We start from the raw sequence: 23926 nt of genomic DNA on the forward strand, positions 1-23926 counted from the left end.
CGAAACTACTTGAATCATGATAAGACACCTCGTGAGCTAACGAGGTGTCTTAGAAATTAATCCTTTGAAATTGTAATATTAATATAGGCTTGGTCTTCTGGCAAACTTACTGGCAGTTTACTCTCACCATACTGCAAGAACAGATCGACATTTCGGAAAGCTGCAGGATTTTTGAACTGAACACGAATGTGTGAGACTTCTATTCCAGATAGATCGATAGTTGTCTCTGGCATCGCTTTAACTCGCAGTTTCTTGAAAATCAAACCTTTATAGGTATGACTATCTGAAATATCGTAGATCACTACATTTTTACGACGGAAGTAGATAATCACCGCTATGATCAATATTGGAGTGACCGCTATCGGGATGATCGGCAACTTACTTCTCGGTTTAACTGGCTCTGGTTCCTGTGGGATTTGTGGGATAACTACACCGTTGGTCACCAACGGCTCAATGATAAAGTCGATTCTTTGAACAGACTGAGATTCGCTTAACTCAACAACCGTTTTAATTTCATTCGTATCCTTTAATGACTCAGTTTTAGAAGAAGCTTGCTGACCATCTTGATATACAACTATTTCGATTTTACCAAGCTCCTCATGCGTCAACGGATTCTTCAGAATAACGGTATGCTGTCCAAGTTCCACATCCTCGAAACGGTACTTACCATTCTGATCAGTGTAGGTGACTCTCGGATTGGAATGCAGTTCGACTTGAATGCCTTTCATCGGATTACCGTTGGCATCCGTCACAACCCCAAAGACCACTCCATATTGTTTTTGCTCTCGATACTTGAACTCGATCACCAATTGCCGATCCTTTTGCTCAATCATTACACTTTGGACAGAAGGCTCCAAAGGAGTATACCCCTCTATAGCGGGAGCTGAAATCTCATGCTTGCCGAGTGGTAAATCCCGCAGAATCTCTTCTGTCAAGACTTCATCCGTTTCAACGTCAATCGCAACAATACGAACCTGATCCAATTTTGGAGCCTTTTCAACTTTCGACACATCATTTGAAACCTGAACATCCTCTGATGAACCTTCATCACTTACCGGCTCTTGAACGATAACAGGTTCATTTTCTACAGGTTCGTCAGCAATTGGATCTTCGACAACCGGCTTTTCATTACTAATAGGTTCCTCCGGCTGCTCGACAACAGGAGGTTCGGCTGGAACTTCAACTACAGGTGGATCAGCAGGTTCTTCAACCACTGGTGGTGTAGGTGGTTCTTGAACTACAGGAGGCTCGACCGGTTCGTCCTCTACTGGTGGATTGATTACAGGTGGTTCAACTGGATCATCATTCTCATCTGCAGGTGGAGTAATAACCTTCTCTTTGTAGAAGTAAGTGATCTTTTGGATTGGCTCAGCAACGGTCAGGACAACCTTTTTCAAAGCTTCGCCAACTAATTCATAAACCCCGATCACTGCATCGGCAATATAGGAATGCTCTCCAAGCTCTAAATCCGTTAAGACCTCATCATCTCGGATCTTCTCACTCGATTCAGCATTCCTGAACTCGACTGTAATTTCGCCCTTGGTTACTGGCGGTGAAGTGACCGGCTCGAAATATGCTGTTGCAGTTTTGTCCTTATCCATCAAGATAGTTACATCGGCTTCGTGAAACTCTTGACCATCAACGACCCATTTTACAAATTTATATCCGTCCGCAGGGTTAGCAGTCAGGTTAACCGTCTGTAGCTCATAAAATTTTGATACCCCTGCAGGGGAGACATCGCCTTCACCGACATGATCAACCGATAAAGTGTACTGAATCAGCGGTTCGAAGTAGGCGGTGGCTGTTGTATTGTTATTCATGGTAATCGTCATTACAGGGGCGAATGATTCAATTCCATTAACAACCCACTTAACGAATCTGTGACCAGATGCGGGACTCGCAGTTAAGGTTACCGGCTCTAACGGAAAATGATTTGTTACTCCTGCAGGGGAGACAAGACCTTCCCCGATCTGATTTATGGTCAACGTAAACTGCGCGGGAGAAGTCGGCTTAAAGACCGCTTGAGCTACATGATCTCGATCCATAACGACATCAACCCATAAAGCAAATGGATTCGGATAATATATATCCTCGCCATCGATGACCCATTTTTCAAACTCGTATCCTGGAACGGAATTGTTGGTCGATAACGAGACTGTCTCTCCGGATGGATACTCGTGAGTCCCAACGGTCGGAAAGACGGAACCTTGTCCTAATGGATTTAGAATGGTCAGAGTGTGCGTGTTCGCAGGTGCTGTCGATTGATAATAAAATACGACAGGATGATCTTTGGAACCATGATAATCAAAAGTTAAAGGGAAGCTTCCTTGCAATACCCCATTCAGAGCGATATTCAAGGTTACATTCCCATCTCCAACTACATACAGCTTACCGTCCGTTTCGTCATAATCAAGAATACTCTCATCCGATACCGTGTAGGTGGTCGAATTCGAAGGTTCTTCAACCCCGAGCGACTGCCCTGAACTACTGTCGATCAGATTTAGCAACGGAACAAGTTCGGAAGTATAAACGTAATCTTTATTCGTTATCATTTGGGTTGGATCTCCGACAAGCGAATAACCATCAATTTCTTTCGATTCGTATACGGTCACATCATCAATTTGTAGGCTATTGTCGGCAGTAGAATATATTTCAGAATCAAGTACGGTATCCGTCCCCGTTTCTCTGTGCTCGACTTTTAAGGTATCCACTCGATCAAATCGGTAGCGGTATTGAGGAGTCTTGGCTTGTGGATCACCACTTGCTAACCCCGAAACATCCAACCAATCATTGTAAAACTGAATCCCCTCCGAATCGCTTCTCAGATTCAAAAAATTATAATCGAAAAGCATTCGACCATTCGGATTCAAGACACCAAACAGACTCCGCAAAGAAATGACACTACTATTAGTAAGATCATTATTTCTGAAGTCGATCAACTTTCCATTGATAAACTCAGTCATTGTAAGATTTGATAACCCCAAGATATTATTCAGTTGATTATGGCTAAAATCGAGAACCGAATCGGGATTAAGGTTGCTCTCTGGCTCGATGATTGTGGTAAGGTTGGACAGACCATCTAAATTAGTCAACTGGTTATTTGAGAGATCAAGATGAGCCACTCTTGTCAAACCATTCAAGCCATCGATGTTGGATAGTTGATTATCGCTTAAGTCCAACAGATTTACTTCAGATAAAAAGCTAAGGGCGTCAACATCCGTCAACTCATTACCGTTCAAATAAAATGCGGCATTGGAACTGTAGTTTGGATTGGACAAGATCGAGTCCTTAAAAATCTGCAACCCCTCAAGACTTGTGAAGCCTTTATAATCTGGATCACCGAAAGAAAATACGCCGAAACTAGCGTAATACAACTCCATTCTTTTCTCTACATCACGTTTATTGATTGTGTCATTAACGGTTCCAGACCAAACAATAGTTTCCATTGGAAACGTAGGCAATGATTCACTCATCCACTGGACAAAGTATTCAGCTAAGACCGGATCTTCAAACAGGTTAGCCACCACAACATCCTCACCCCGATGGAAACGGGACAGTGGATCTTGATCCCCATTGTCTGGTTCAATGAACCCTGGATTGCTTATGTCCCTGAACGGAATATTATTATTAGTTGCATATTCTTCGGCTGTCGAACCGATATGTCCAACAATCGTAGCTTGATATGGGATGGTGTTTAAATCATCTGCAGACCCACCAATTGCTGTGTTCGTCCCTTCAAACGAAATACTTCTTAGCCCATAATCGTAACTGAATGCACCACTGACTACTTGTTGAACGTTCTCGGGAATAATCACAGTCTCCAAATTACGGTTAAAACTAAAAGCACCATTTCCGATGTAATCTAAACTGCTTGGAAATGAAATGGTCGAAAGTCCTGCATCTTCGAAGGCGAAATCGTAAATCTCCCTTAAAGTGTCTGGCAACGAAATGCTCGAAAGACTGGTGCATCCTCTGAAAGCCTTGTCGGAAATAACAAGCAAATTACTCGGTAGGGTGACATCCTTCAGGCTAGTGTTGTTTTCAAATGTTCCCGTACTAATTTCCCCGACAGTACTCGGTAACTTAACCGTAGTCAGATTATGATTATCCTTAAAAGAATTTGGATCAATCACCCTGACTCCTTCAGGAATCTCAACACTGATAATATCTTGGTTAGCTTGAAAAGCTCCAACATAATCTGAAATCGAAGAATCCCAAGAACTTCGAATCGCATAAACAGGGTATCCATCAATACTGTCAGGTATAACAATATTTCCTCCTGCTCCCGTATATCCCGTTATTTCAATACTGCCGCTATCTCGATCAGACATCACGTAGGTAAAATCAGTCGGATCGGAATAAACCGAACTGGTGACCGAAAAGTCTCCGTATACATCACCTGTTACGCTGCTGTCACCATAAACAGCATCCGTCACGCTTGCCCCGCTGTCAGCAAATACCCCGAGAGGGAAAAGGCTGACCATTAAGCAAATGACCAAAGATAGGGCAACTCCACTAAAGAACTTCCTCTTCCTCACATTCACATCTCTCATCCCCTTAGACTTATAAGAATTCATCTAAAAGGAATAAATTTGATCTGAGAAAAGCTGCAAAAGTGAATTTTGGCAATGACTTTGCAAAGGGATTCTGCAGGGTTATACTACCTGATTCAAAAATAAAAAAGCTGCAACCCCGAAGGATTACAGCCATTACTAACGAATCAAACTATTCGACCTCTACATAAACCATGATAATCCGCAGTGCTTCGTCGTAACTACGTGCTTCGGACAATACCCTGTCCTTCATTTCTTTTGCTTGACCATCGAGTCCAGCATCCTTTAATGCTCTTGAAGCAATGCCTAGCAGATTGAAGATGTTCCCATTTTCACCGACCAAGCGAACCTTCGGCTTCTCCAATAGCCTTACCCCCATGAATTATTGAAATACGCTACTCTGAATCACATACCGAATAAGTTCCATTTATTCAACATAATTCGACAAGTCGAACAATCAGTACTCACTCGGGAGTAAGAAGGTATAATATTTCGTTTTGCCATCGTCACCGTATATCGCCCATACATCTTCGGAAAAGAGATGCTTATTGTCAACGGTCACCAAGTGATTATCATTCCCGTCCGTAACAACCGTGTTGTTACCCACATTTTTGAAAACGATGAACTCTTCACGCTGCCGATATAATTGAAAAAGAAGGGCAATCGCCAAGTCCCAGTCTCGACATCCGCTTTCCTTAACTCCTTGGGTCATTACAACTGAAAGTTCCATTCATAAAAACTCCTTCCTAAGGTACTGATCATAATAAGAAAGTCATCGCTAGCCATTAAATGTCCGAAATTTCCATTCTACTCAAACCCGACCTATAATTCTTCATCAAGATAACCGGCTCCCGACAAAATCGCTGCAACTGCAAGTGGACGAGGATGTATTCCGTGATGCATGTAACCTTCTCGGATGACCTCGTAGTAAAATGGACTCGGTGGTGCGATGGGTCTCGATTCATCAACGTTCATGATATAAACCATCGCGTTCACTTTTTTATGTTGTTGACTTTCACCTTTTTTCCTAAGTTCCATATTGACCTCAAGCATCTCTTTCCGATACAGACCGCTTGCAACCCCTTCATAGCGATCCAACGCGACTTCGTCCTTTTCTGAAATACTCCAAAGGACAATTGGCACGTTTTGACCTGGACTGTGTTTGATATTGGCGACACCTCGAAATTCCAATTCATAATCTTCAATAAAGCCTTGCCCAATGACATAAGCATCTGGACATCTGCGCTTCATTTGAGGGATATGTAAATTTGAACCATAGGCTGCATAGAGCTTCCTCTGCATTTTCAACACCCTTTCCAGAAATATAAGATTACGTTACTTCAGCCAAAACAGGTTCTTGTTCATCGCGTCTTGATGGATCTCGCCATGCGGAATCACCTGCAAGTGGTTTTAACAAGTGGTGTCGCATGGTCTTGTATTCATCGGAGATCGCCCCCATCCTCAAGAGCCAAACTCGCATAGTATATTTGTCGTTGCCATTTTCCGAAACGGTTACCCGACTAGAAGCCTTTCTCTGATTCAAGGCTTGATTCACGATGAGTAAGCTCAATTGGACATAAGCCTTAACTTTGCCGGCATGTAGGGTACTATTAAACAATCTAAACTCTACGGTTTTCTGTCTCCCGCTTAGTATAGGATGCAGATTAAGGCAACGATAACGTGAGTCATTATAGTGGATAGTCCTGCCTTCTCTAACCCCGTGATACCAGCAATCCGACAAATGGTTCATGGTCTTCGGTTTCTTCTTGTTTAACCTCTGGATGAAATCATCGGATAAACTTTGGCAATATCGCTGGCGAATACTTCTGACTTGTACGGCTTTCATCAGCAAATCCTGCTTGGCGTAGACGATGTTACATAAAATCCGTAACTGATTCGGAGTAAACTGATCAGCTCCAACATGGACGTGGAGTCCGCAACTTCTATTGGGTGAAGCACCCGCCGAGCGTAATTCTCTGATCAGATCTTGAAGCATAGGGAGATCGGCATACTTCAATACCGGAGAGACTAATTCGCACTGGTAGCTATCATCAGCAATGATGATGTCACTCCCGCTCACCATCTCAGGCTCAATAGAAGCATCTCGAACGACTTTCCAGATCCGTCCTGAGTGATCCCGAATGTCGTAGACCTCATACCCCCATATCATTCGAGGGATCGGATTGGTGTTAAAGAAGTCCGCGATGACCCTGGCGGCGAAATGCCTTTGGATACGGGTGAATTCGATCTCGACACCATACGTTTGATTTGAGTGATCGACTGGCACATTTTAAGGCTCCTTTCCTTGAAATTCCGTCCCTGTATGTAGTAAAAAATCTCCGGTTTCCAATGCAGTTTTTAAGGCTTCTCAGAGGGATTTTGAAAAAATATCTGAGGAAATGGGGGGATATTTGATAAATCAAGGAGCAAGTCTGGTGGGATTAGTGGTACTTGTCGGAAATGAACAAAATAAAACCGCCCTGATACCAAGGCGGTCACGAAGCTTTTATAGAATTGAATTCAACTCACTCATCTTGAGCCTTCTGGCTGTCCTTTGCTTTTCGAGATTTGGACTTTTCATCTGACTTTTTCTCATCTCTTTTTGAAGCCAAGTCATCCATATAAGCTTGAAATGACTGATCTTCGGTACGATTAGCGATTTTCGAGTTGTCGCTTTGTGTATTGTGTATTGCAGACTGTTTATTATTCGACCAGTTCTTATAGTCCTGGGCAAGCTGAGCAGAAACAGTTGAATAACTCTCGTCATCACTAATTTTCGAGTCCATGTTGCCATTGGATTTGCCGCCGCGAAGCTTGCTGAGTAAACCGACTTTCCCCGACATTACCCCTCCCGAAATACCACCTTTAGTGGTTGATCCGCCAAACGTATCGCTTTTACTCATAGACAGCTTATTGGAGATAACCTTAAATGCACCGATTCCTAATTCAGCAGTAGCAAAAACCGTTTTGATGAGATGCACTTTGAGGGAGTTGAATAACATTTTAATCAATCTCCAAAGCAACCAGATATACACAAGATCCACAATCGCCATTAACAATAGCATAATGGAAGGATCAGTCACACCAAGAGAAGGAGTTCGTCCACCTACATACCCCGTTAGCCCTTCTCCCATAAAAAGTGATACAAGATACGCAAAACCAACACTCACTGCAAAAAAGAGTAATGAAGGTGTTCCAACCCTCTTCAAAATTTCTTTTCCAACCCGTTCTGGCGGTACTAAGACACAAGAAAGACAAATCACTATACTTAAGAACAGAAGAAGTAGCAGAACTACCATTTTAACTGTTGGGATCGCCATAACTGCCAGTAAATCATTCACCAAAAGCGCAAGTCCCGTAAAGAATGACGTTTTGTCGATAATTCTGACATACAAATCTTTATCCGACATCAATGGCTCGCCTGTCGCATTCAACAAGATCAATCTCATAAAAGCATCATAGTTGAAATTCTTAAGCTCAAAATTTTGAGGGTATTGTATAACACTTTCTCCAAGCAACTTAAACTCCGAAAATTCTCGATTGAAATTGAAGGTTGCGATCATTGCTGCAGATGTAATCAATACCTCGTCATCAAAATCACGATAATTTGAAAGATACAATAAATCTTTATAAGATGCCTTTAAAGTAGCTTGGATTCGAGTTTCTATATCTGTCAAGTCAGAAACTCTGTAATGTTTAGCTGCCATATCCGCTTCCGAAAAGATCATTGGTCTGCCCACTTCAAAATAAGCACCTGGATTTAAAGCATCTGGAACAAGAGTAGTTCGGTTAGCTATTCGTGTTTTTTGATTATACACATTCAAGTCGTATAACTGATCAACCCAAGGTGAATATAGCTTCCAAACCTTTTTCATATCTTCTTTTTTACGAAGTTCAGCTTCATATTTCTTGAGTAATTCTGGATCGCTCGGTGCAACCCCATTGGCAAAATCGTAACCATCTACGCTCTCGCCATTAATACTCATCCACCCATGAACATATTGATTTCCTTGTTGCAAGTAAGGAATAACATAGGTAAATAACCCCTCAAGATCAAGAAAATCTCTCAGTTTTTGATTGACCTCGGCATTATCACTGTTAACTTTAAACACGTCCTTTGATAGCAACGCCGATTTAAAGCCACCGTCTATGGATGAATAACGATGCCTGAATACATTATAGAAATAATAGAACGGACTTTCCGTAGATAAAGAGAACGCATTGTAATACGGATTCGAAGTGTCCGTATTGATACCCACGTTGTTTTCAAAATCATTACGGAAAATCGCCTTCGTTACATCAGCATTGTTCAATATCCAATAACGGTAATCGTCAATAAAGTCTTGATTTGTGCCCGGTGCTCGATAAGCTCCAACTGACTGCACCAATTGAAGCTGCTGATTGGAAAATAAAGAACTAACATCCGCATCGTTGAACAGTTTAAATCGATAATCTGGTACTCCTTTCAGATTTTCCTTGGCACTTTTAATCTGGTTAGATATTTTTTCTCTATCGATAGCATTAACCTCTACTGATTCGTAAGAATTTTTAGCTTCAGCGGCTATGGCGTTATATGGACGATACACATAAGTAGCTAAGGGGTTGTCATATACATACTCAACCTGATTAAAGAAGGAATTAAACAACCATCGGAAAATGGTGAGATTCGACATCAGCCCCTGTGGGCTAGTATTATGATTGAACATCTTATCAAACACGTCATCCTTCTTGGGTGACATCCATTTTACCCGAACTCCAACATCGGTTGAGTAAACATTTTTTGCAGCTTCCATGTTCTGAGCAATGATATAATCTATCTCATCGCCTCGTCTGGAGTTGATCGTTGAAATGGATTGTTGATGCTGGGTTATCGCCCAGTAATTGAACCGTTCAGAATAAATTTTATCTCCAGCGGCATTCGATACATTGATCACATTCGAAAGCAAAAACTGAGGTAAAATCAGAACAAATGCCATCAACAATAATATTAAGACCCCTACACCAACTCTTCTTTGTCCAACTATTACCATGAGGATGACAACGAACAGAACAAACAACAGCAAAAACATATAGATGTGAAGATAATCATCTAAAACCCAAGAAGTCAGCGGTAAATCGTAAAGACTCGGAGAATTGATGTAACCCACAATTGAAGCGTATGAGTTATTTCCTCCTGCACTCACACTTAAAATGTTCCCGATCCATGAACCTGTTATCGCTCGATGGGTCTGGATGACCCAACTGTCCTGAGCTGACTTCACCAGTTTATCCCTGTAGGGACTTGGTCCGTCTGACAGTAGACCGTATACTTTCTTAATTATATCCTTTGACATCTCCGCCATCGTTCTCTCTTCAGAAGATACAACCCCTGTAGAGTTATTGAGCGCGTCATTTAAGTTAAAACTGCCCCCCAAAGTGCTGATCACCATATAAGGAAGCAAAGGATTTGAATAAGGTTCGCTTTTCCAGACTTCTCCGTCTTTATGAATGTTCAATAACTGCACCATATACCCCCAGTAGATGCCTGGGTAGTTATTGACACCATTCATAACAGCTGTCTTAACCGTATACTCTCCTAATGCCCCTGATACTTTATCTCCGGCATATAGTTTATTACTATCAATTTGCGATGCGAATGTGCTGTTCATGCCAAATATTCTATAAACCATCGTATTGTAAAACAAAGTGGAGATCGCATTTTGACCGTTTTTACCTACTGCCTTACCATTATCATCATAGCCAACGATTTCTCCACCATTGCCTGCACTGAATAAATCTGTCCCTTCAAATTTAAAATATGGAGCGTTGGGAAAACTCTTACTGTATCCCTTCCAAAAGCTACTTTCTCGTATGGCGGATGAAATGAAACCTAAACGCCGTTCATTCTCCACTAGCCCAAATCCTGTTGGTGAAACAGTATTTTTGAAAATATTCGAATCCAATGTGTTCAAATTAACGGAAGTAGAAGAAGGGAGAAGATTATAAACAAAATTGTTCCCATCAAATTTAAGTAGCTTTAACGCATTGTTAATAACCTTTGGATCTTCTGTACCGAAATTTCCTGAATCGAGAAAACTCTTCAAAGCTTTAAACGAGTTAGATTCTGGATTAACTTCCTTGCTTAACGTATGTGTCTTTAGGTAATTAACTAGGAACTCTGTCCCTTTCTGAACATCATGACTATTGTTATCAAAATATTGCTTTAAAAAACGATTAAACGGAGACGAGAAATACGATTGCTTATAGAATGTGAAATTCCCATCGACTTCTTTAGCAAATAATTTCTGTCTCTTGATCAGATCATCGTCACTACCATTATTCCAGCTTCCCTCATCCGTTCCACTTGCCCCATTGGTAACATTAAAGTAATACATATCATCCGCTAGTTCATTTAAGGAAAAGACGCTCCCACCGAATAAGTAATCGGATAAGGACTCTTTCTGAGCGGTTGTTAATGATGACTCTCCATCGAAATACTTTTTTCCGTCTTTAAACTTGCTGGAGTCAATCGTAAATAAAATAAACGAATTTGCATCCGAAAAAGTGGACTCCGTGGTTTCGGATAAATACCCCTTTATATCTTCATATGGATTAGACTCTACACGATTACTATTTTCAATAATGGTGTCCGTTTCACCAATAGCCCCTATCTCAAGGGAAATTCCATTATTCTTTAAAACCGTTTTAGCAGAAGGTGACTGGAGTCCAAAGATATTCAACATATTATTAGTATTCATTTTCGCCGCGCTAGTTGTCCCTGTAGTAAAGTAGTCCCTGATATTGTAATACGGAGTCATAAAATGACTGTCAGCAAGAAAATCCTCCGTGATCTTCACAATACCTCCCATAACAAAAACATTCGCAACAGGGAACTTACCATTCTTCGTGTTTTTTGAAAACACTACCGGATTTAAAGCTGACGGAAGAATTAATACATACTCTTCGATAGAGACATTATTATAAGCGCCCCAAATATTTCCCAGTCCGTCAATATACAACGAGTGAAATGCTCTTAAGCCCTTTTCCTTATCCAATATAAGTTCTGGAGCAAAGGAAAACAAAACCTGAATGGAAGCCCTTGTTGCCTTATCCTTTAAATCCATGACAACTCCATCTGGGGAAGAAATATTCCCATAAATCTTCGAATCTTGATCAACACCCGCCAGTTTGTTATACAAATCCGTTCCAGACATTACTTTTGCATCTTCCGATGGGGGAGAAGCATACAAACCGAAGGACGATCTTGACGTTTTTAACACATCTGTAATGGCAGAATACAATTTATTGTTGATATTAATGATCTGCTGATAGTTACCTGTTGAACCGAAAAATTTGTTACTTATCTGCTTAGGTAAGGTGTCATCCTTATCCGTCGATGGATCAATCAAATCTTTTAACTTGGTCTTACCCGGAACGAAAAAGTTGGAAAGAAAGACTCCATATATCATAAGCTCATCCTTCGAAACCCGATTCACATCTATTTGTGTTTGTTCCTTTCGGAAAAAATCGATCATGGATCGAGTCATGGAACTGCCGCTATTCTCCGACTCTGCTGCTTGCACATCGGGATACGGTGTTACTGTTAAAAAGGCAATGACCATCAGCAGAGCGATGACTATGCCTTTTGTCCACCTATTTCGTTTCATATTATCCGCCCCTCTGCATGATTCAGGATCAACTTATTTACGCTTAATCATCGTTTTCCCTGTATGTTGCTCCAACTTATCATTTGCCCATGATCCTAATCGATCTAACTTTAAAGCTGCATGTTCCATACCATCTAGAAATTTGATAGTAGCTCGTTGCCACCAAGCTAAATCTTCTAGTCTCATAACCCCTGTGGCACTTTGCCACCAAGTCAATTCCTTAGAAGTATCAACTGGCTCATCGTTTACGATAACCGTCACAAACACCTCAACATTTTTATTACTCATTCATCCTCATCCTTCCCAAATCGACTTTTCTTTCTGATACTTGTAAATTCGATCTGCAATTAACTCCCAAAAGCAAACTTGAATAAAAAACACATCATAAACTGGAACAACATCGTTTGAAACTCGATTTTTTTCAATAAGAAAACCGCCCTATAAATAAAGCGGTCTGAGAAAGTTTTATATTTTTCAACCCCTGGTGAACACATTGATCACCCGTTACAAAGCATTGATGTTACTGAACCACTCCTTTACCAAGACTCAAAAGCCATGCAATGAGTCCACCCAACTCACCTGCGACTAAATAGAGTAAGCAGATTGAAAGTATAAAATAAGTCAACAGCCTTTTCTTAAAATACAGAAGATACGCATTTTTATATGAATTCGTAGTTTCAAGGGATGCTTCAACTTCCCTGACCACGACAAAAGCATCGTCAGAAACAAAAGAGGGCTTGCGTTTCCCTTTCTTTTCGCTCCTATCCGTCATTGACTCCCGCGCTACCGGTAGACCGATGTATACTAAATCAATAATTGTTACACCGACCAACAGGATCGTAATAACGATAGCCCCGACTCCGAGAATCACACGTAGAATAGGTAAAATCGGGGCACCCCACCTCATTGCTGTATACACATCAGCAGTTGTTGTCTCCATGACAATCGGTATCAACATTTCAGAAACATCATGATTCATCGAAGTCATTGTATCCATTATGTTCTGCTGGGTTTGAGGAGATACTCTTGATTCCTGTAATGCCGAGACAAATGTTTGTAACGCTTTATATCGGGACTCGCTGGTAGCTGCCTGAAAAATATCAGCTCGAAATTTTAATACCCCTTCTTGGGGATCATATACAAGAAGTCTGGTGTCGGATTCGCTTCCATGAGAATCCATCTTAAAATCTAAGGTCAAATAATCTCCATCCACGCCCATCTGCGACCAAAGCTCCTCCATAGCTTTCATATCGGCAGGAGGAATCCATATCGACTTCACACCAGCCTCTTCAGCATTTACCGAAATTTCTCCAAAGAAACTGAATACAATCGATAGGAATAATACTAGAAGAATAGATAAGGTCAGTTTTTTTGTCATGCCTCCCACCCTCTTAAGGGAAATCAACAATTAAAAATCAAATATGACCTATAAAACCGAATCAATCCCTCTCGTTCGAGAGGGATTGATTCATTAACATCAACTATTCATTAGTCCAGTTCAATCACGAAGGAAACCGTATACTTAATGATTTCCGCTTTATCGAAGGCATTACCATGTTTGGCTTCAAAGACAAAGTCGGATGTCCCATTAGCTGCAATTGTGCCGATTACCTGATTAGAGAAATTATTTGCAAATTGTGTACTGGCATTATCTAACACTTGCCAGTTCTTATCTGCCTTGATACCCACAGCCAACTTCTTACTGTCTGTTTTATTTAACTTTGACCACTCAACATCTGTAAAAAGACTTGGAGCTACACTCTGAAACCCTTTATCAATCGATTCTTGCTTCATATCAAAGCTCGCAATCGACACCTTTACAGGCGCATTGGTCTGATTTTGAACTGTTAATACAGGTGAAATGAATCTGTCCTCAACGTTCTCCTGGTTTGGATCGATCACAAAAGTAACCTCAGATGGAACTGTGACTCGAAGAACGATAGCGTATACACTACCCGTGACAGTTACGTCTTCAGAAATCGGTTCAGTTCCACCAGTTCCCGAAGCGCCGCTAATATCTTCGAAAGGTATCCCATTTACCGTAGCATAGGTTTCAGCCGCTGTTCCGGATTCACCTCTAATTTTGAATGACGGGGCATTGTTAACAAATGCATCAGTTCCAATAGTGGTTACAGACGAAGGAATGGTGGCACTGGTCAACCCCTTACTCGCGAAAGCAGAAGGGGCGATCTCAACAACAGTTAAACCATTAATCGTATCTGGAATCACCAAATCTTGAGGGATTGTTCCATCATACCCCGTAATAGTAGCTGTCCCATCCATATTGTCGGTATACTTAAAACCTGAGGTTACTGGAGCAGAAAGGGGGACAAAGGTATAACCTTTGCTCATTGCCAAGGACTCCGCAGTTGATCCCGAATATCCGTAAATAGTCAAATCAGAGGGGACTGCCTGCGTATTAGCAAAAGCTGTAGGATCAATGGAAACAGAGGGATTATAAATCTTAACTTCACTCAAACCATTTCCACTAAAGGCATTTGAACCGATGCTAATAACACTTTGAGGGATTTCCACAATATACAAACCTTTATTCTCGAATGCCTGACTTGAAATAATTATTTGGTTAACCGAACCAATCTGATCGGGTATTACAATACCTACATTAGTTCCCAAATAGTTAGTAATCGTGACGGTTCCATCCCCATTATCTGTGTACTCATAATCTCCGTATGTTGCTGCAAATGCACTTCCGGCGAAAGCCAAAGTAAATAACATGACCAAGAATATCAGTTTTTTCATTGCTTTAAGCCTCCATCTTTAATGGTTAAGTTAATTAACATAGAATTGTTGGCGACTAAATACTTGGTTGTTTCATCATAGAAGTTAAATGCTGCTACAACCTTACTTGTACCGACTTTCAAATTGCTCAGATCAACTTCCGCAGTCTGGACTTTCTGATTTGGCTTTAAGGTCGGACTCTTATAAATCAACTTCCCGTCCAAGTAAACGTCAACCTGCAATAACTTCCCATTCTTTGCCGGATTCTCGATCATCCAATTCACTTTCCCGTTTTCATAAATCGGGTTATTGTTGATAACCAATTCCAGCATTGATTCATCTGCTCTTTGCTGAACTCCGGCTCGGATCGTTTTAGCATTTGTCATATCCAATTCACCATCTTCACCAAAACCGCGTTCCTCCATCTTTGGAGGGTCGATTGAGTTCACCGGCTGATTATCCTTTCTCTGTGGAACGAGGAATAACGCTCCGATCAGAGTAACCAGCAACAGTAGGGTCAAGCCGATGATCAGCCTTCGCTTTCTTTTCTCTACAGGTTCAGCTTCTTGTACACTCAATCACATCACTTCTCCCTTCAAAAAGTCTCTGTCTTTTTACTTGTGTTTCACTTGCAATTGGGGGCGAGTCAGCAAGTGAACCGATTTAAAGGTTGAGCAAAAAGCAAGAGGGGAAGGGCTTGCGTTTTACTCATAACCCGTAAAATTTCTTAGGCGAAAACTCGAAAAGTAATTAATTGTCCGATGAACCCCAAAAATTGATAGGCATTTTGTAGCTTGATCTCATACAGATGAGGGGACGGTTATCACATAAAGAAAAAAGCCTTACCCCTACATGAAGGGGAAGGCACTTTGTGAATACCGATATTTAATACGGACTTTGCCTGTAACAATGAACAAGTCCCGAATAATGAGCAGATTTTCAGCCATGCAAAATCATAGCCGATGAACCAACATCAAAGAATGCTCAAATATTAAGCAGAAAACATCTATTTGTAACACCGAAATCCGATTAAGTATCCCCGTTCGATTTAATAACTCAAGAAATTATTCGATACTTTGTTTTAGCTTGAACATCTGCTATTTTACAAATCCTACTCCCCTGATGCCCCCTATGCCCTGGTTCTGTAGCTCATCCTCATAAAAAAGATCCACTCTCGCTAATAAAAGCAAGAGTGGCAAGGGAAGAGAGAATGATGAATGGGAATAGACAGAAGAATGAATCCATTGATTCCGTCATTCCATTTTAATACGAAAATTTCTCACTTCTCATCTTAATCCATCAAATATTCTCAACTCATTATTCAAAAACTCCATTAAAATCCGCCACTCTGGTCATTCAAGTTATCCTCGAGATCAACCCCAGTATCGCCCCAATCGGGAAGCAACTTAGCATCAGGATCACCAGTAACCGTTTGCCATGCGCTGTTGATCGGACTTGAGATCGCATCGTAAGCCGTTCTTACAACCCCTCCATCATTAAAAACAAGACTCCAGACAATGAATGCCAGCATCAGTACGCCGATGATCAGGAATACCTTTTTAATTGAGTTCATCTTGAATCACTCCTTGGACATTTGTCCCCTAATGTAGAGCAATCTCTTCAGAAGTCGCCATGAAATTACAAAATACCGGCTACTTGAAGTGCAGTAAACTCCCTGCGACATTTGCAATTGACTTTAGCTCCTGACAGGGGATATCATTCGGATTCAACTCGCCCGTAACCATTTGAACGAAAATTGTCGGGTCATAAACTCGAATCTTCATACTTACGAGATTATTACCCTTTTTCATTAGCGACGGTGAGATATTAATATTGACCAACACAAGTTGCCAACTATTATCAGGCTGTATCAACCCGATCAACAATCGTTCGAAAGTATTGCAGGATTCCAAACTATACTGGACAATTTGAGTCGTTACTCTCTGCATTAATTCCCCACTGAAGCCCAGTTTAGAGTGAATCGTATACATGCCATAACTGCCAAGGAAATCAGTCCCCTTGAGCCATTTGATCTCCCTCACTTGATAGAGCGGCGATTTCAAATTGGTGATAATAAATAGGCAACGAATCGGGGCTTCTGGAACTAAACTCGTCTCATCGCTGGCATCTTGCTGAAGCTGCTTGATTATATCAAGGTAGCCCTCGTCAGCATAACAACGAAGTGAAGGATAAGAAACAGAATACGCCAATCGAAGAAAGTGATCGTCTCGGTAGGGGAATGATGCTAACTGGAGCATCTGGTCGGGAGCTAAAGGCTCGAGTAATACCCCATCAAGGAAATAAACCTCGTCAGGCGTAGGGAAGCGGTACTCTAACAGAGTTTTAATCCGCATTACTGGCATCGTACTCAGCCTCCCAATCTAAGTTCCGATACGGATTCTGTTCTTCGAGCCATTCGTATAGCTGATTTAACTGATCGGTTATCGTATGCTGACCTTGCAGGGTAAACTCACCACTAAAGAACAGTTTCACCGCATCTCGATCCCACTTCTTCCCGTTTCGTGTGCTTAGCAGGGCTAAAATATGAGCAATTTTTTCAGGATCACAGTCTTTCGTTAAAACATACTCTGCAAAATGAGCATATACCCCAAGTCGAGCTAACTCTTTCCTGCAATCCTTTAAACTTAAACTCGGATCATACTTAGGTGCAGGTAAATATAGAGAAGTGCCTGGTAAGAAATAACCATATGTCCCCGGATGGGTTGCACTCTCTCGGTAGGCTTCGATGGCTTCGTCGATAGATTCAGGATCTTTTGCTCCCGTAATAAGACTTATTGCCCTATCCACTGAAGGTCTGATCTTGTCCGAAGCGTACTTGACTGTCTGTTCAATTACATTGACATTATCGACTTCAAAACGGGAAGCTGTGGTTCTACAATTCAAGTCGGCATGATTCAAATAATATTCAAGACGTTCCTTTGCTTTCTTATGCTTGATCCAGTGAAGTGATCTAAGGTCTCGAAGCAGTTCATCTATGGCATCAAGCTTCCGCTTCACCAGATCATATTCCTTTGGATTGGCTCTTCTCAATTGCTCAATTATGACTTCCCGAGTACTAATTACTTCTCGAAAGATATTTTGTTTGTGCGCCATAGTGATACCCCCTTCGATTAATTTTGAGCAATGAAACGCAATAACTGCTTATTTTGCAGAACGTTCGTTACATACCAATTTTTTATCTCCATCACCTCGGCAAGAGAATTCGTTTCAAACAAGCGATTAACTTGATCGGTATTCAAAACGGTAGCTTCCAATAAAGTCTCCATCTGGTTACGCACATAACGCATGTGATCCAACGTTCGAAAACCTAATTCACGCATGTCCTTACTGGTGCATCTACCGCCGCGCATACAAAGAGTAACCAATGTTGCTTGTTTCTCAGAGATATCCTTCATTGCTTTTAGAAAATCGAAGATCATTTTGACGATCGATAGCTTTAAAAGAAATACTTGCCGTTCTTCATCCGTCAAACTCGATGAACTAAGCTGAATCCAAATTTGAGCTACTCCATCATTCAAAGTCTCTAGGTTAGTAGCAATCTGCGTTTTAGTTGTAGACATATGCAATCTCTCCTTCTAAAATTTTTATACAAAGCTCCAATTCAAACCAACAAAGTCGTTTAAAAAGAACATAATTAACCTATTTGTTCTTGATTCGACCCCCTACTTAGAAATGTGGCTCACTTTCACCGATTTTTAGGCTTCAGGGCTTTTTGTAATTTCTGAAAATCCCTAGACGTGGCAAGCGAAAATCGCCCAAAACGGAATGGTCGAAAAACATAATACAAGTAGCCGAAGCCTAAGTAGTATAAAGTCGCTCAGATTCAAGCTGCCTAAATCAAATTCATGTACCGATTAAGATAAAAAATATTACTCGGGGAATTTCGTAAACCATCAAGGATTGAAATCTGAATAAAGGTGATTAATTGAAAAAAGGGCATTTGAGGAAGTAGGAAGGAACCAACAAGATCAGACTGGTATGCACTTGCTCCCTGTCTCTCGAAGATAATCAAGTCTGTCAGGATAAGATCGTTCTGCCGGTTTTGTTGGGGAAAGCAAGGATAATTTACATAATCGAGGAAAAAACATCTTTCACTAGGTCAGTGCTCATACCCAACCTGGGAAGGTGAATACTCAGGGGTGAGATTCCACATGGGCAGTGAGTTGTATCAAGCTCTGCTTATTCGGAGCATTACTGAGAGATTATTTGGATCGGATCGAGTATTTATTAAAAGATTGAGAAGCTTAATAAAAACATTGAGCAGAGTTATAAAAGTCCTCATTTTGCATGAGGTAAAACTCAGCCGATTTGACTGAAAGTTTAATAAAAATATTGAGTTCGGAGCTATAAACATTGAGCCTCGTAATAAAAACATTGATTTGAGGTTAAAAAGGTTGAGTACTGTTATAATAAGATTGAGTGACGTTATACAGAAAGTTGAGTATCGTAATAAAATAAATCGAGTGTATTTATTAAGAACTCCTTCCTTTTTCTGATTACACACCATACCCCTCCGCAAATAATGAGAAATCATTGAACCAATTCTGCACATGAATAAAGGGATCTCTTCACTTCCAATCTGTACAATCATAAATTAAGTGAAGAAAATGACAATACCGATTTCTTTCGCAATTAAAGTATCACTGCAGGGTTGGTTAACTGTGGAAATTTTATTGAGATAAGATTCAAGTAATGGCGATTGTCGATTCCTTGCCGGATCTTGGGTTAAATAAGAGCAGAAACAGATAGGAACCCCTGAAGGGTGGGAAGCGAAGGTAGACCAATATGAACAGTGGCACGTATATTTGGACATTGACGAATTGACGGACTACGAGTCGCGGACTAGAAATTAGGATGAGATTCGAGGGTTTGATACTCTTGAAGGGATTCTTTATGAAACAAACAAGTGGGCGTAAATATAGCGAGGAATCGTATGGACGCCTCGCTGTTCCAACTATTATGTTGCACAATTTTTCTCTCCCAACAGATTAGAAATTAAAACCTAGCTCGCCATTTGGTAATTTGATAATTGATAGAATATCAAGATTTTCGATACGGTGTTCCTGATTCTCCTCTTTAGTCCCCAACACTAAATTATTGGGGCTGTTATTATAGGTATTCCTATCGAAGTGATTGACTTCATAATGCCTATTCTCACCGATTCCAAGTAATCCAACAGATCCATCGCGGAATAATACAATTAATTGGTGATCCCGAATGATAATACCCTTGCGAATTGTAAATACTTTGTAGCTATTATTGCTGCCTGATCTTTGGCAACTTTCCATTAGCCAATTTCCACGAGAAATATTAAATACCCCATCTTCATAGACTGCCTTCCACTCTCTACGATCATTCTTTCTTAGTAAGTAAAGTGTACTCCCGTCTCTTAACAATTCAAATTTTTTATTGTTGTAGCGATATACTCCACCGTTCGTCATGTCGATAAGAAATGATAATCTTTCAAAGGTTGTATGGAAAACTGCCCCATATAGATGCTGTAGGTTTTGATACATTGTCCAACATGCAATTAGCTTTTCGTTGATAGTGAGAATAACTTCTACGCCATCAAAACCCTTCACGATCTTTGGAATAGGTCTCGAATTCGGATTTCCGTTTTCACTCACTTTTATCATCCTGCAATGCCTCCTCCATAATTTTTCACACTACACGCTTAAATCTCTCATCAATATCAACGAAAAACTTCTTCGGTTCAAAAGTTATAGGTTCGACTTCGTTATGCTCAACTACGCCATTTGGTCTCGTGAAAGTTGCATCCTCGTCTTTCAGTTCAAATTCTTCTATGAGAATCTCATCTTTTAGAACAAACTCAATAAGTTCTTTCTTTTCAAATTGCTCAATCCAGTACCTTATTCGATTGACGTATCGTCTAAGTCCCGTAGAAAGAGCCTTACTAATCAAAGTCCTAATATTTACACCATGCTCGATAGTTAACATCCAGTCAAACTCTTCAAACTCTGCTCTTTTCGAGATCCTTTCCTCATCCTGCATCACTTTCTCAAACTGACTTTCAGAATCACATTTCAAAATTCGCCGCGAACCTGAATGAAGAGTTGCATCAAAAATACCGCGATACCCCCGCTTTAATTCATACTCATTAATAAGATTTTCCTCACGATTTAATTTCATCATTCTTGTATTGGTCTCACAGCAAAATGCCCAACCTTCAACATTAACTACTTCTGCGTCATCAGGAATTCTTCCATCAATGGATGCAAAGTACACTTCGCTCTGCCATTCCTTACCCCATCTTGATTGAACTCCAAGTGATCGCATTGTTGCTTTGGCTTTTTCCTCCTCGGTTGGATTAATTGAAAAGCTAATCACCCGATTCATTCTCCCTTCCCCTCTCTATATAAAGCGGAACTTAAAACTTTAATTCGAATAGCTTGATCAACTCGCGAAACTTATTGTAGCTGACCGACAATTTCTTAGCGGCTTCCAGCCCGGAAATTCTATTCTCTTTTTCCGGTCTCCGATATTCTTGATATACCTCTAGGAAGTTCGGTGGATATGGTTCCGAACGCCTTCCAATCTTGGTCTGCATTGAAGTTTGAGAAATCGTCTTATTCTTCAGAAAATCATCAATGAAACAAAGAACTTCGAACCCTTGATCATTCAAAAAATCCGGTTCATTTTCATTAAGAACCACCAACTCTACGTCCAATTCCTTCAAAGTCGCAATAAAGCTACGTAATCCGAGAACATCGTTAGCCACATCTATCAGACTACGAATTACCAATGTGTCTCGAGCCTCAATCCGCTCTAACATCAATTTCAGGGTTTCGCCACGCGTAAAGCCAACTTCATTTGTCAGGTCAACAAAGGTCTTGTCAATTTTGGCTTTGCTCTCGAATTCTTCGATCTCTTGTTTCCGTTTGGCACGAAGATAACCAATTCTCGCCACACCATTTACCCCTTTCGCTTAATAATTCACCCGATACCGGCTCGATTTACGTAGATTGAAGCTGGTTCCATTCACGATCAAATACCACTCACGATCCATCTCAATCGAACAAGGGAGGGCTTGTTGACCAAGATAAATCTCGAAGCCTTCTCCACAATGCAATCCATAGCTTGTACCGTCGAGTTCAACACACCAGCGATCTGAATCTGGATCGTAGAACATTGGAACGTTACGCTGCACGATTTCACCTCCCTTCTAGTGTGTTCTCTTAGAGCAAAAAACGTTCACTGTTGCAATCAACCAATCTGATACTTGGTAACGATCATGATGATAAAGAATCCTACTGCCAATACACCTGAAACACGTCCTTTCAGAGTTTCGCCAAGGTCAACCATTGCAATAGTGAAAAAACGAAATCCTAGAAATAAGCTCAATAATCCAAAAAAGATGACAAACAACTGATCCAACATGCTCACTCATCCTCTCTCGTAATCTCTCTTTAATTTACTTTTTTAGTACTTTTTACCTATTTAACTTGTGTTATGAGTATAGCGTCATTTAGCGAGTAATTCAAGTCCTTTTTAACGAAAATAAGAACTTTTTGATAGACCCAAAGAAGCCGAAAACCCTTGATACGACTGGATTTTGGGCGACCGACCATTGACCGAGAAGCGACCACCGCACGTGACGAGCCGTGAGCCACCTGTATTCGATTTTAGGAGCGAGGGGAATAGGACAATAGCCCTAAGCGGGGGCAGAGGGCGCAGAGGGCAAATATGGAGGGCAGAGCAAAAGGCGAACATGGAGCGAACAGGGGTGACCCCCTGAAGGGAGCGAGGGCGACCGAGCGACCATTCCTTACCATGCAGAAAAATGAGAGTTACGCGGATTACGGGCATTAAGTATCGATTTGCTTTTGGTTAACTCCTGAAATTTAGCCAATCTCAAATCAATACTTCGAAAAGTGTGTTTTTAGAGCCTTCTTAAGTCACTGTGTCCTGAACTGTCGGATACTGTACTGGCTAGAAGTGTGCTTTTAGAATAGGTTTGCGACATCATGTTGTCAGTAAGATTGAGAATTGAGCTGCTCATCGTTTATCAATACGACCTGCATGGCATAAAAGCCATTTGAAGTGTTTTTATAAAACCGCTTCATCTCGTTCTAAAAACCTTCAGACGAAAAGTGTCCTAACAACCCCCTTGAATCAGAAATGTCGCACCAGACCGAGCTTTCGATCAAAATTTGTGATAAAATTAAGGGAACCCGTACTTCAAAGGAAGGTGATTGAATTGCGGAAATTCGGCTTCGATACTCCTGCAGATGAAACCGACGACATCCTGAAGGAACAATTTCAGAAAATAACAGAAGCCATTCTCAACTCTGGACATCCCGTGAGAATGGGTGATCAGCTCGGCGTCTTCGACAAATACAAGGATGGAACTAAGGTGTACGTTAAGAAATACCATACCGGCAATGAGCAATGACCATATCCGCCTATTGGATGTGGTCATTTTCGTTTATCCCTATTTCATTCAGTCCACCAAAATAAATTCGGCAACTCCTTTGAAATGAGCAGATTCAAACCATTCCCCACAAATAGAAATGACATCAAAAGCCAACAATGACTTCGAGCCGACATTCGAACGCACGATGTGAGCCACCTGTTGCCAGTTTAAGACGCTTTTGAAGGCGGGGTAGACCTATGACAGCCTGAAGGGGGAAGGAGGGCGATTTCGGAGCCTTTCTGAAGGGCGCGGCGACCCCCGAGATAAACTCGGAGACAATACGGAATTTTGCCGATTACGAAGATTCGAGCCATAAACAACTTGATTACGGCAACCTTACCTCTCAATTTTCGACAGAAATCTATAAAGCATTCGACAAATCAAGAGTGAATAATCACCAATGTGTTCTTTTAACCAGATTCTCTAGCCGGTTTGCGACATCCTGTTGTCATAAAGATCCCACTACGCTCTTGCCAAGTGTGTTTTATCTGAATATCAATCCTGCGATGCTAATTATCATCATCAGAAGTGTG

At 41.0% G+C, this 23926-nt stretch carries 20 protein-coding genes; 1 reads left to right on the forward strand and 19 read right to left on the reverse strand.

The features are described from left to right. Window positions 1–56: 56 nt before the first annotated feature. The 19 genes from ACFSW5_RS00935 to ACFSW5_RS01025 form a co-directional block, all read right to left on the reverse strand. Entirely contained in the window at window positions 57–4544 is a 4488-nt protein-coding gene (locus ACFSW5_RS00935) for a leucine-rich repeat protein (protein ID WP_379268733.1), read from the reverse strand. Window positions 4545–4725: 181 nt separating this feature from the next. Beyond that, entirely contained in the window at window positions 4726–4917 is a 192-nt protein-coding gene (locus ACFSW5_RS00940; protein WP_379268735.1) for a hypothetical protein, read from the reverse strand. Window positions 4918–5010: 93 nt separating this feature from the next. Further along, a complete protein-coding gene (locus ACFSW5_RS00945; RefSeq protein WP_080833664.1) occupies window positions 5011–5283 on the reverse strand; it encodes a hypothetical protein in 273 nt (90 codons plus the stop codon). Between the two features lie 92 nt (window positions 5284–5375). Next, window positions 5376–5855, reverse strand: coding sequence for a gamma-glutamylcyclotransferase family protein (locus tag ACFSW5_RS00950; protein ID WP_379268738.1), 480 nt, complete (start codon window positions 5853–5855; stop codon window positions 5376–5378). 28 nt (window positions 5856–5883) lie between these two features. After that, window positions 5884–6840: an amidoligase family protein gene (locus tag ACFSW5_RS00955; RefSeq protein ID WP_379268740.1), complete on the reverse strand. Its 957-nt coding sequence runs from the start codon at window positions 6838–6840 to the stop codon at window positions 5884–5886. A 238-nt stretch (window positions 6841–7078) separates the two neighbouring features. After that, window positions 7079–12199 (reverse strand): hypothetical protein, encoded by a 5121-nt coding sequence (locus ACFSW5_RS00960; RefSeq protein ID WP_379268742.1) that lies wholly within the window; start codon window positions 12197–12199, stop codon window positions 7079–7081. 33 nt (window positions 12200–12232) lie between these two features. Beyond that, window positions 12233–12487, reverse strand: a complete 255-nt coding sequence (locus tag ACFSW5_RS00965) for a hypothetical protein (RefSeq protein WP_080833673.1) — start codon at window positions 12485–12487, stop codon at window positions 12233–12235. A 232-nt stretch (window positions 12488–12719) separates the two neighbouring features. Beyond that, window positions 12720–13577 (reverse strand): hypothetical protein, encoded by an 858-nt coding sequence (locus ACFSW5_RS00970; protein ID WP_379268746.1) that lies wholly within the window; start codon window positions 13575–13577, stop codon window positions 12720–12722. Between the two features lie 110 nt (window positions 13578–13687). Then, a complete protein-coding gene (locus tag ACFSW5_RS00975) occupies window positions 13688–14959 on the reverse strand; it encodes a leucine-rich repeat protein (protein WP_379268748.1) in 1272 nt (423 codons plus the stop codon). After that, window positions 14956–15516 carry a hypothetical protein gene (locus ACFSW5_RS00980; RefSeq protein ID WP_379268750.1) on the reverse strand — a complete coding sequence of 187 codons (561 nt, stop codon included), beginning with the start codon at window positions 15514–15516 and terminating at the stop codon, window positions 14956–14958. Before ACFSW5_RS00980 ends, ACFSW5_RS00975 begins: the two co-directional genes overlap by 4 nt. 755 nt (window positions 15517–16271) lie before the next feature. Further along, on the reverse strand, window positions 16272–16511 hold the full coding sequence (locus ACFSW5_RS00985; protein WP_080837027.1) for a hypothetical protein: 240 nt from the start codon (window positions 16509–16511) through the stop codon (window positions 16272–16274). Between the two features lie 79 nt (window positions 16512–16590). Beyond that, entirely contained in the window at window positions 16591–17301 is a 711-nt protein-coding gene (locus ACFSW5_RS00990; protein WP_379268753.1) for a hypothetical protein, read from the reverse strand. After that, window positions 17282–18052: a hypothetical protein gene (locus ACFSW5_RS00995; protein ID WP_080833685.1), complete on the reverse strand. Its 771-nt coding sequence runs from the start codon at window positions 18050–18052 to the stop codon at window positions 17282–17284. The genes ACFSW5_RS00990 and ACFSW5_RS00995 overlap by 20 nt, the downstream gene beginning before the upstream one ends. Before the next feature lie 17 nt (window positions 18053–18069). Continuing rightward, window positions 18070–18519 carry a hypothetical protein gene (locus tag ACFSW5_RS01000; protein WP_379268756.1) on the reverse strand — a complete coding sequence of 150 codons (450 nt, stop codon included), beginning with the start codon at window positions 18517–18519 and terminating at the stop codon, window positions 18070–18072. 1428 nt (window positions 18520–19947) lie between these two features. Beyond that, window positions 19948–20595 carry an HNH endonuclease gene (locus tag ACFSW5_RS01005; protein ID WP_379268758.1) on the reverse strand — a complete coding sequence of 216 codons (648 nt, stop codon included), beginning with the start codon at window positions 20593–20595 and terminating at the stop codon, window positions 19948–19950. Between the two features lie 25 nt (window positions 20596–20620). After that, window positions 20621–21316, reverse strand: a complete 696-nt coding sequence (locus tag ACFSW5_RS01010; RefSeq protein ID WP_379268760.1) for a hypothetical protein — start codon at window positions 21314–21316, stop codon at window positions 20621–20623. A 31-nt stretch (window positions 21317–21347) separates the two neighbouring features. Continuing rightward, window positions 21348–21887, reverse strand: a complete 540-nt coding sequence (locus tag ACFSW5_RS01015) for a hypothetical protein (protein WP_379268762.1) — start codon at window positions 21885–21887, stop codon at window positions 21348–21350. 18 nt (window positions 21888–21905) lie between these two features. Continuing rightward, window positions 21906–22127: a DUF5348 domain-containing protein gene (locus ACFSW5_RS01020; protein WP_245809759.1), complete on the reverse strand. Its 222-nt coding sequence runs from the start codon at window positions 22125–22127 to the stop codon at window positions 21906–21908. Window positions 22128–22183: 56 nt separating this feature from the next. Then, window positions 22184–22357 (reverse strand): hypothetical protein, encoded by a 174-nt coding sequence (locus ACFSW5_RS01025; RefSeq protein WP_379268764.1) that lies wholly within the window; start codon window positions 22355–22357, stop codon window positions 22184–22186. 820 nt (window positions 22358–23177) lie between these two features. On the opposite strand from ACFSW5_RS01025, the gene ACFSW5_RS01030 reads away from it, so the two are divergent. Continuing rightward, a complete protein-coding gene (locus ACFSW5_RS01030) occupies window positions 23178–23372 on the forward strand; it encodes a hypothetical protein (RefSeq protein ID WP_080833696.1) in 195 nt (64 codons plus the stop codon). Window positions 23373–23926: the final 554 nt, after the last annotated feature.

This window comes from Paenibacillus thailandensis, from assembly GCF_042685365.1.
Taxonomy (GTDB): Bacteria; Bacillota; Bacilli; order Paenibacillales; family Paenibacillaceae; genus Paenibacillus_AP; species Paenibacillus_AP thailandensis.

Bases quoted from the DNA above. Each gene is read 5' to 3' on its own strand.
- ACFSW5_RS00945 (WP_080833664.1), bottom strand. From the start codon at position 5,283: ATGGAACTTTCAGTTGTAATGACCCAAGGAGTTAAGGAAAGCGGATGT.
- ACFSW5_RS00950 (WP_379268738.1), bottom strand. From the start codon at position 5,855: ATGCAGAGGAAGCTCTATGCAGCCTATGGTTCAAATTTACATATCCCT.
- ACFSW5_RS00960 (WP_379268742.1), bottom strand. From the start codon at position 12,199: ATGAAACGAAATAGGTGGACAAAAGGCATAGTCATCGCTCTGCTGATG.
- ACFSW5_RS00965 (WP_080833673.1), bottom strand. From the start codon at position 12,487: ATGAGTAATAAAAATGTTGAGGTGTTTGTGACGGTTATCGTAAACGAT.
- ACFSW5_RS00970 (WP_379268746.1), bottom strand. From the start codon at position 13,577: ATGACAAAAAAACTGACCTTATCTATTCTTCTAGTATTATTCCTATCG.
- ACFSW5_RS00975 (WP_379268748.1), bottom strand. From the start codon at position 14,959: ATGAAAAAACTGATATTCTTGGTCATGTTATTTACTTTGGCTTTCGCC.
- ACFSW5_RS00985 (WP_080837027.1), bottom strand. From the start codon at position 16,511: ATGAACTCAATTAAAAAGGTATTCCTGATCATCGGCGTACTGATGCTG.
- ACFSW5_RS00990 (WP_379268753.1), bottom strand. From the start codon at position 17,301: ATGCCAGTAATGCGGATTAAAACTCTGTTAGAGTACCGCTTCCCTACG.
- ACFSW5_RS00995 (WP_080833685.1), bottom strand. From the start codon at position 18,052: ATGGCGCACAAACAAAATATCTTTCGAGAAGTAATTAGTACTCGGGAA.
- ACFSW5_RS01000 (WP_379268756.1), bottom strand. From the start codon at position 18,519: ATGTCTACAACTAAAACGCAGATTGCTACTAACCTAGAGACTTTGAAT.
- ACFSW5_RS01005 (WP_379268758.1), bottom strand. From the start codon at position 20,595: ATGATAAAAGTGAGTGAAAACGGAAATCCGAATTCGAGACCTATTCCA.
- ACFSW5_RS01010 (WP_379268760.1), bottom strand. From the start codon at position 21,316: ATGAATCGGGTGATTAGCTTTTCAATTAATCCAACCGAGGAGGAAAAA.
- ACFSW5_RS01025 (WP_379268764.1), bottom strand. From the start codon at position 22,357: ATGTTGGATCAGTTGTTTGTCATCTTTTTTGGATTATTGAGCTTATTT.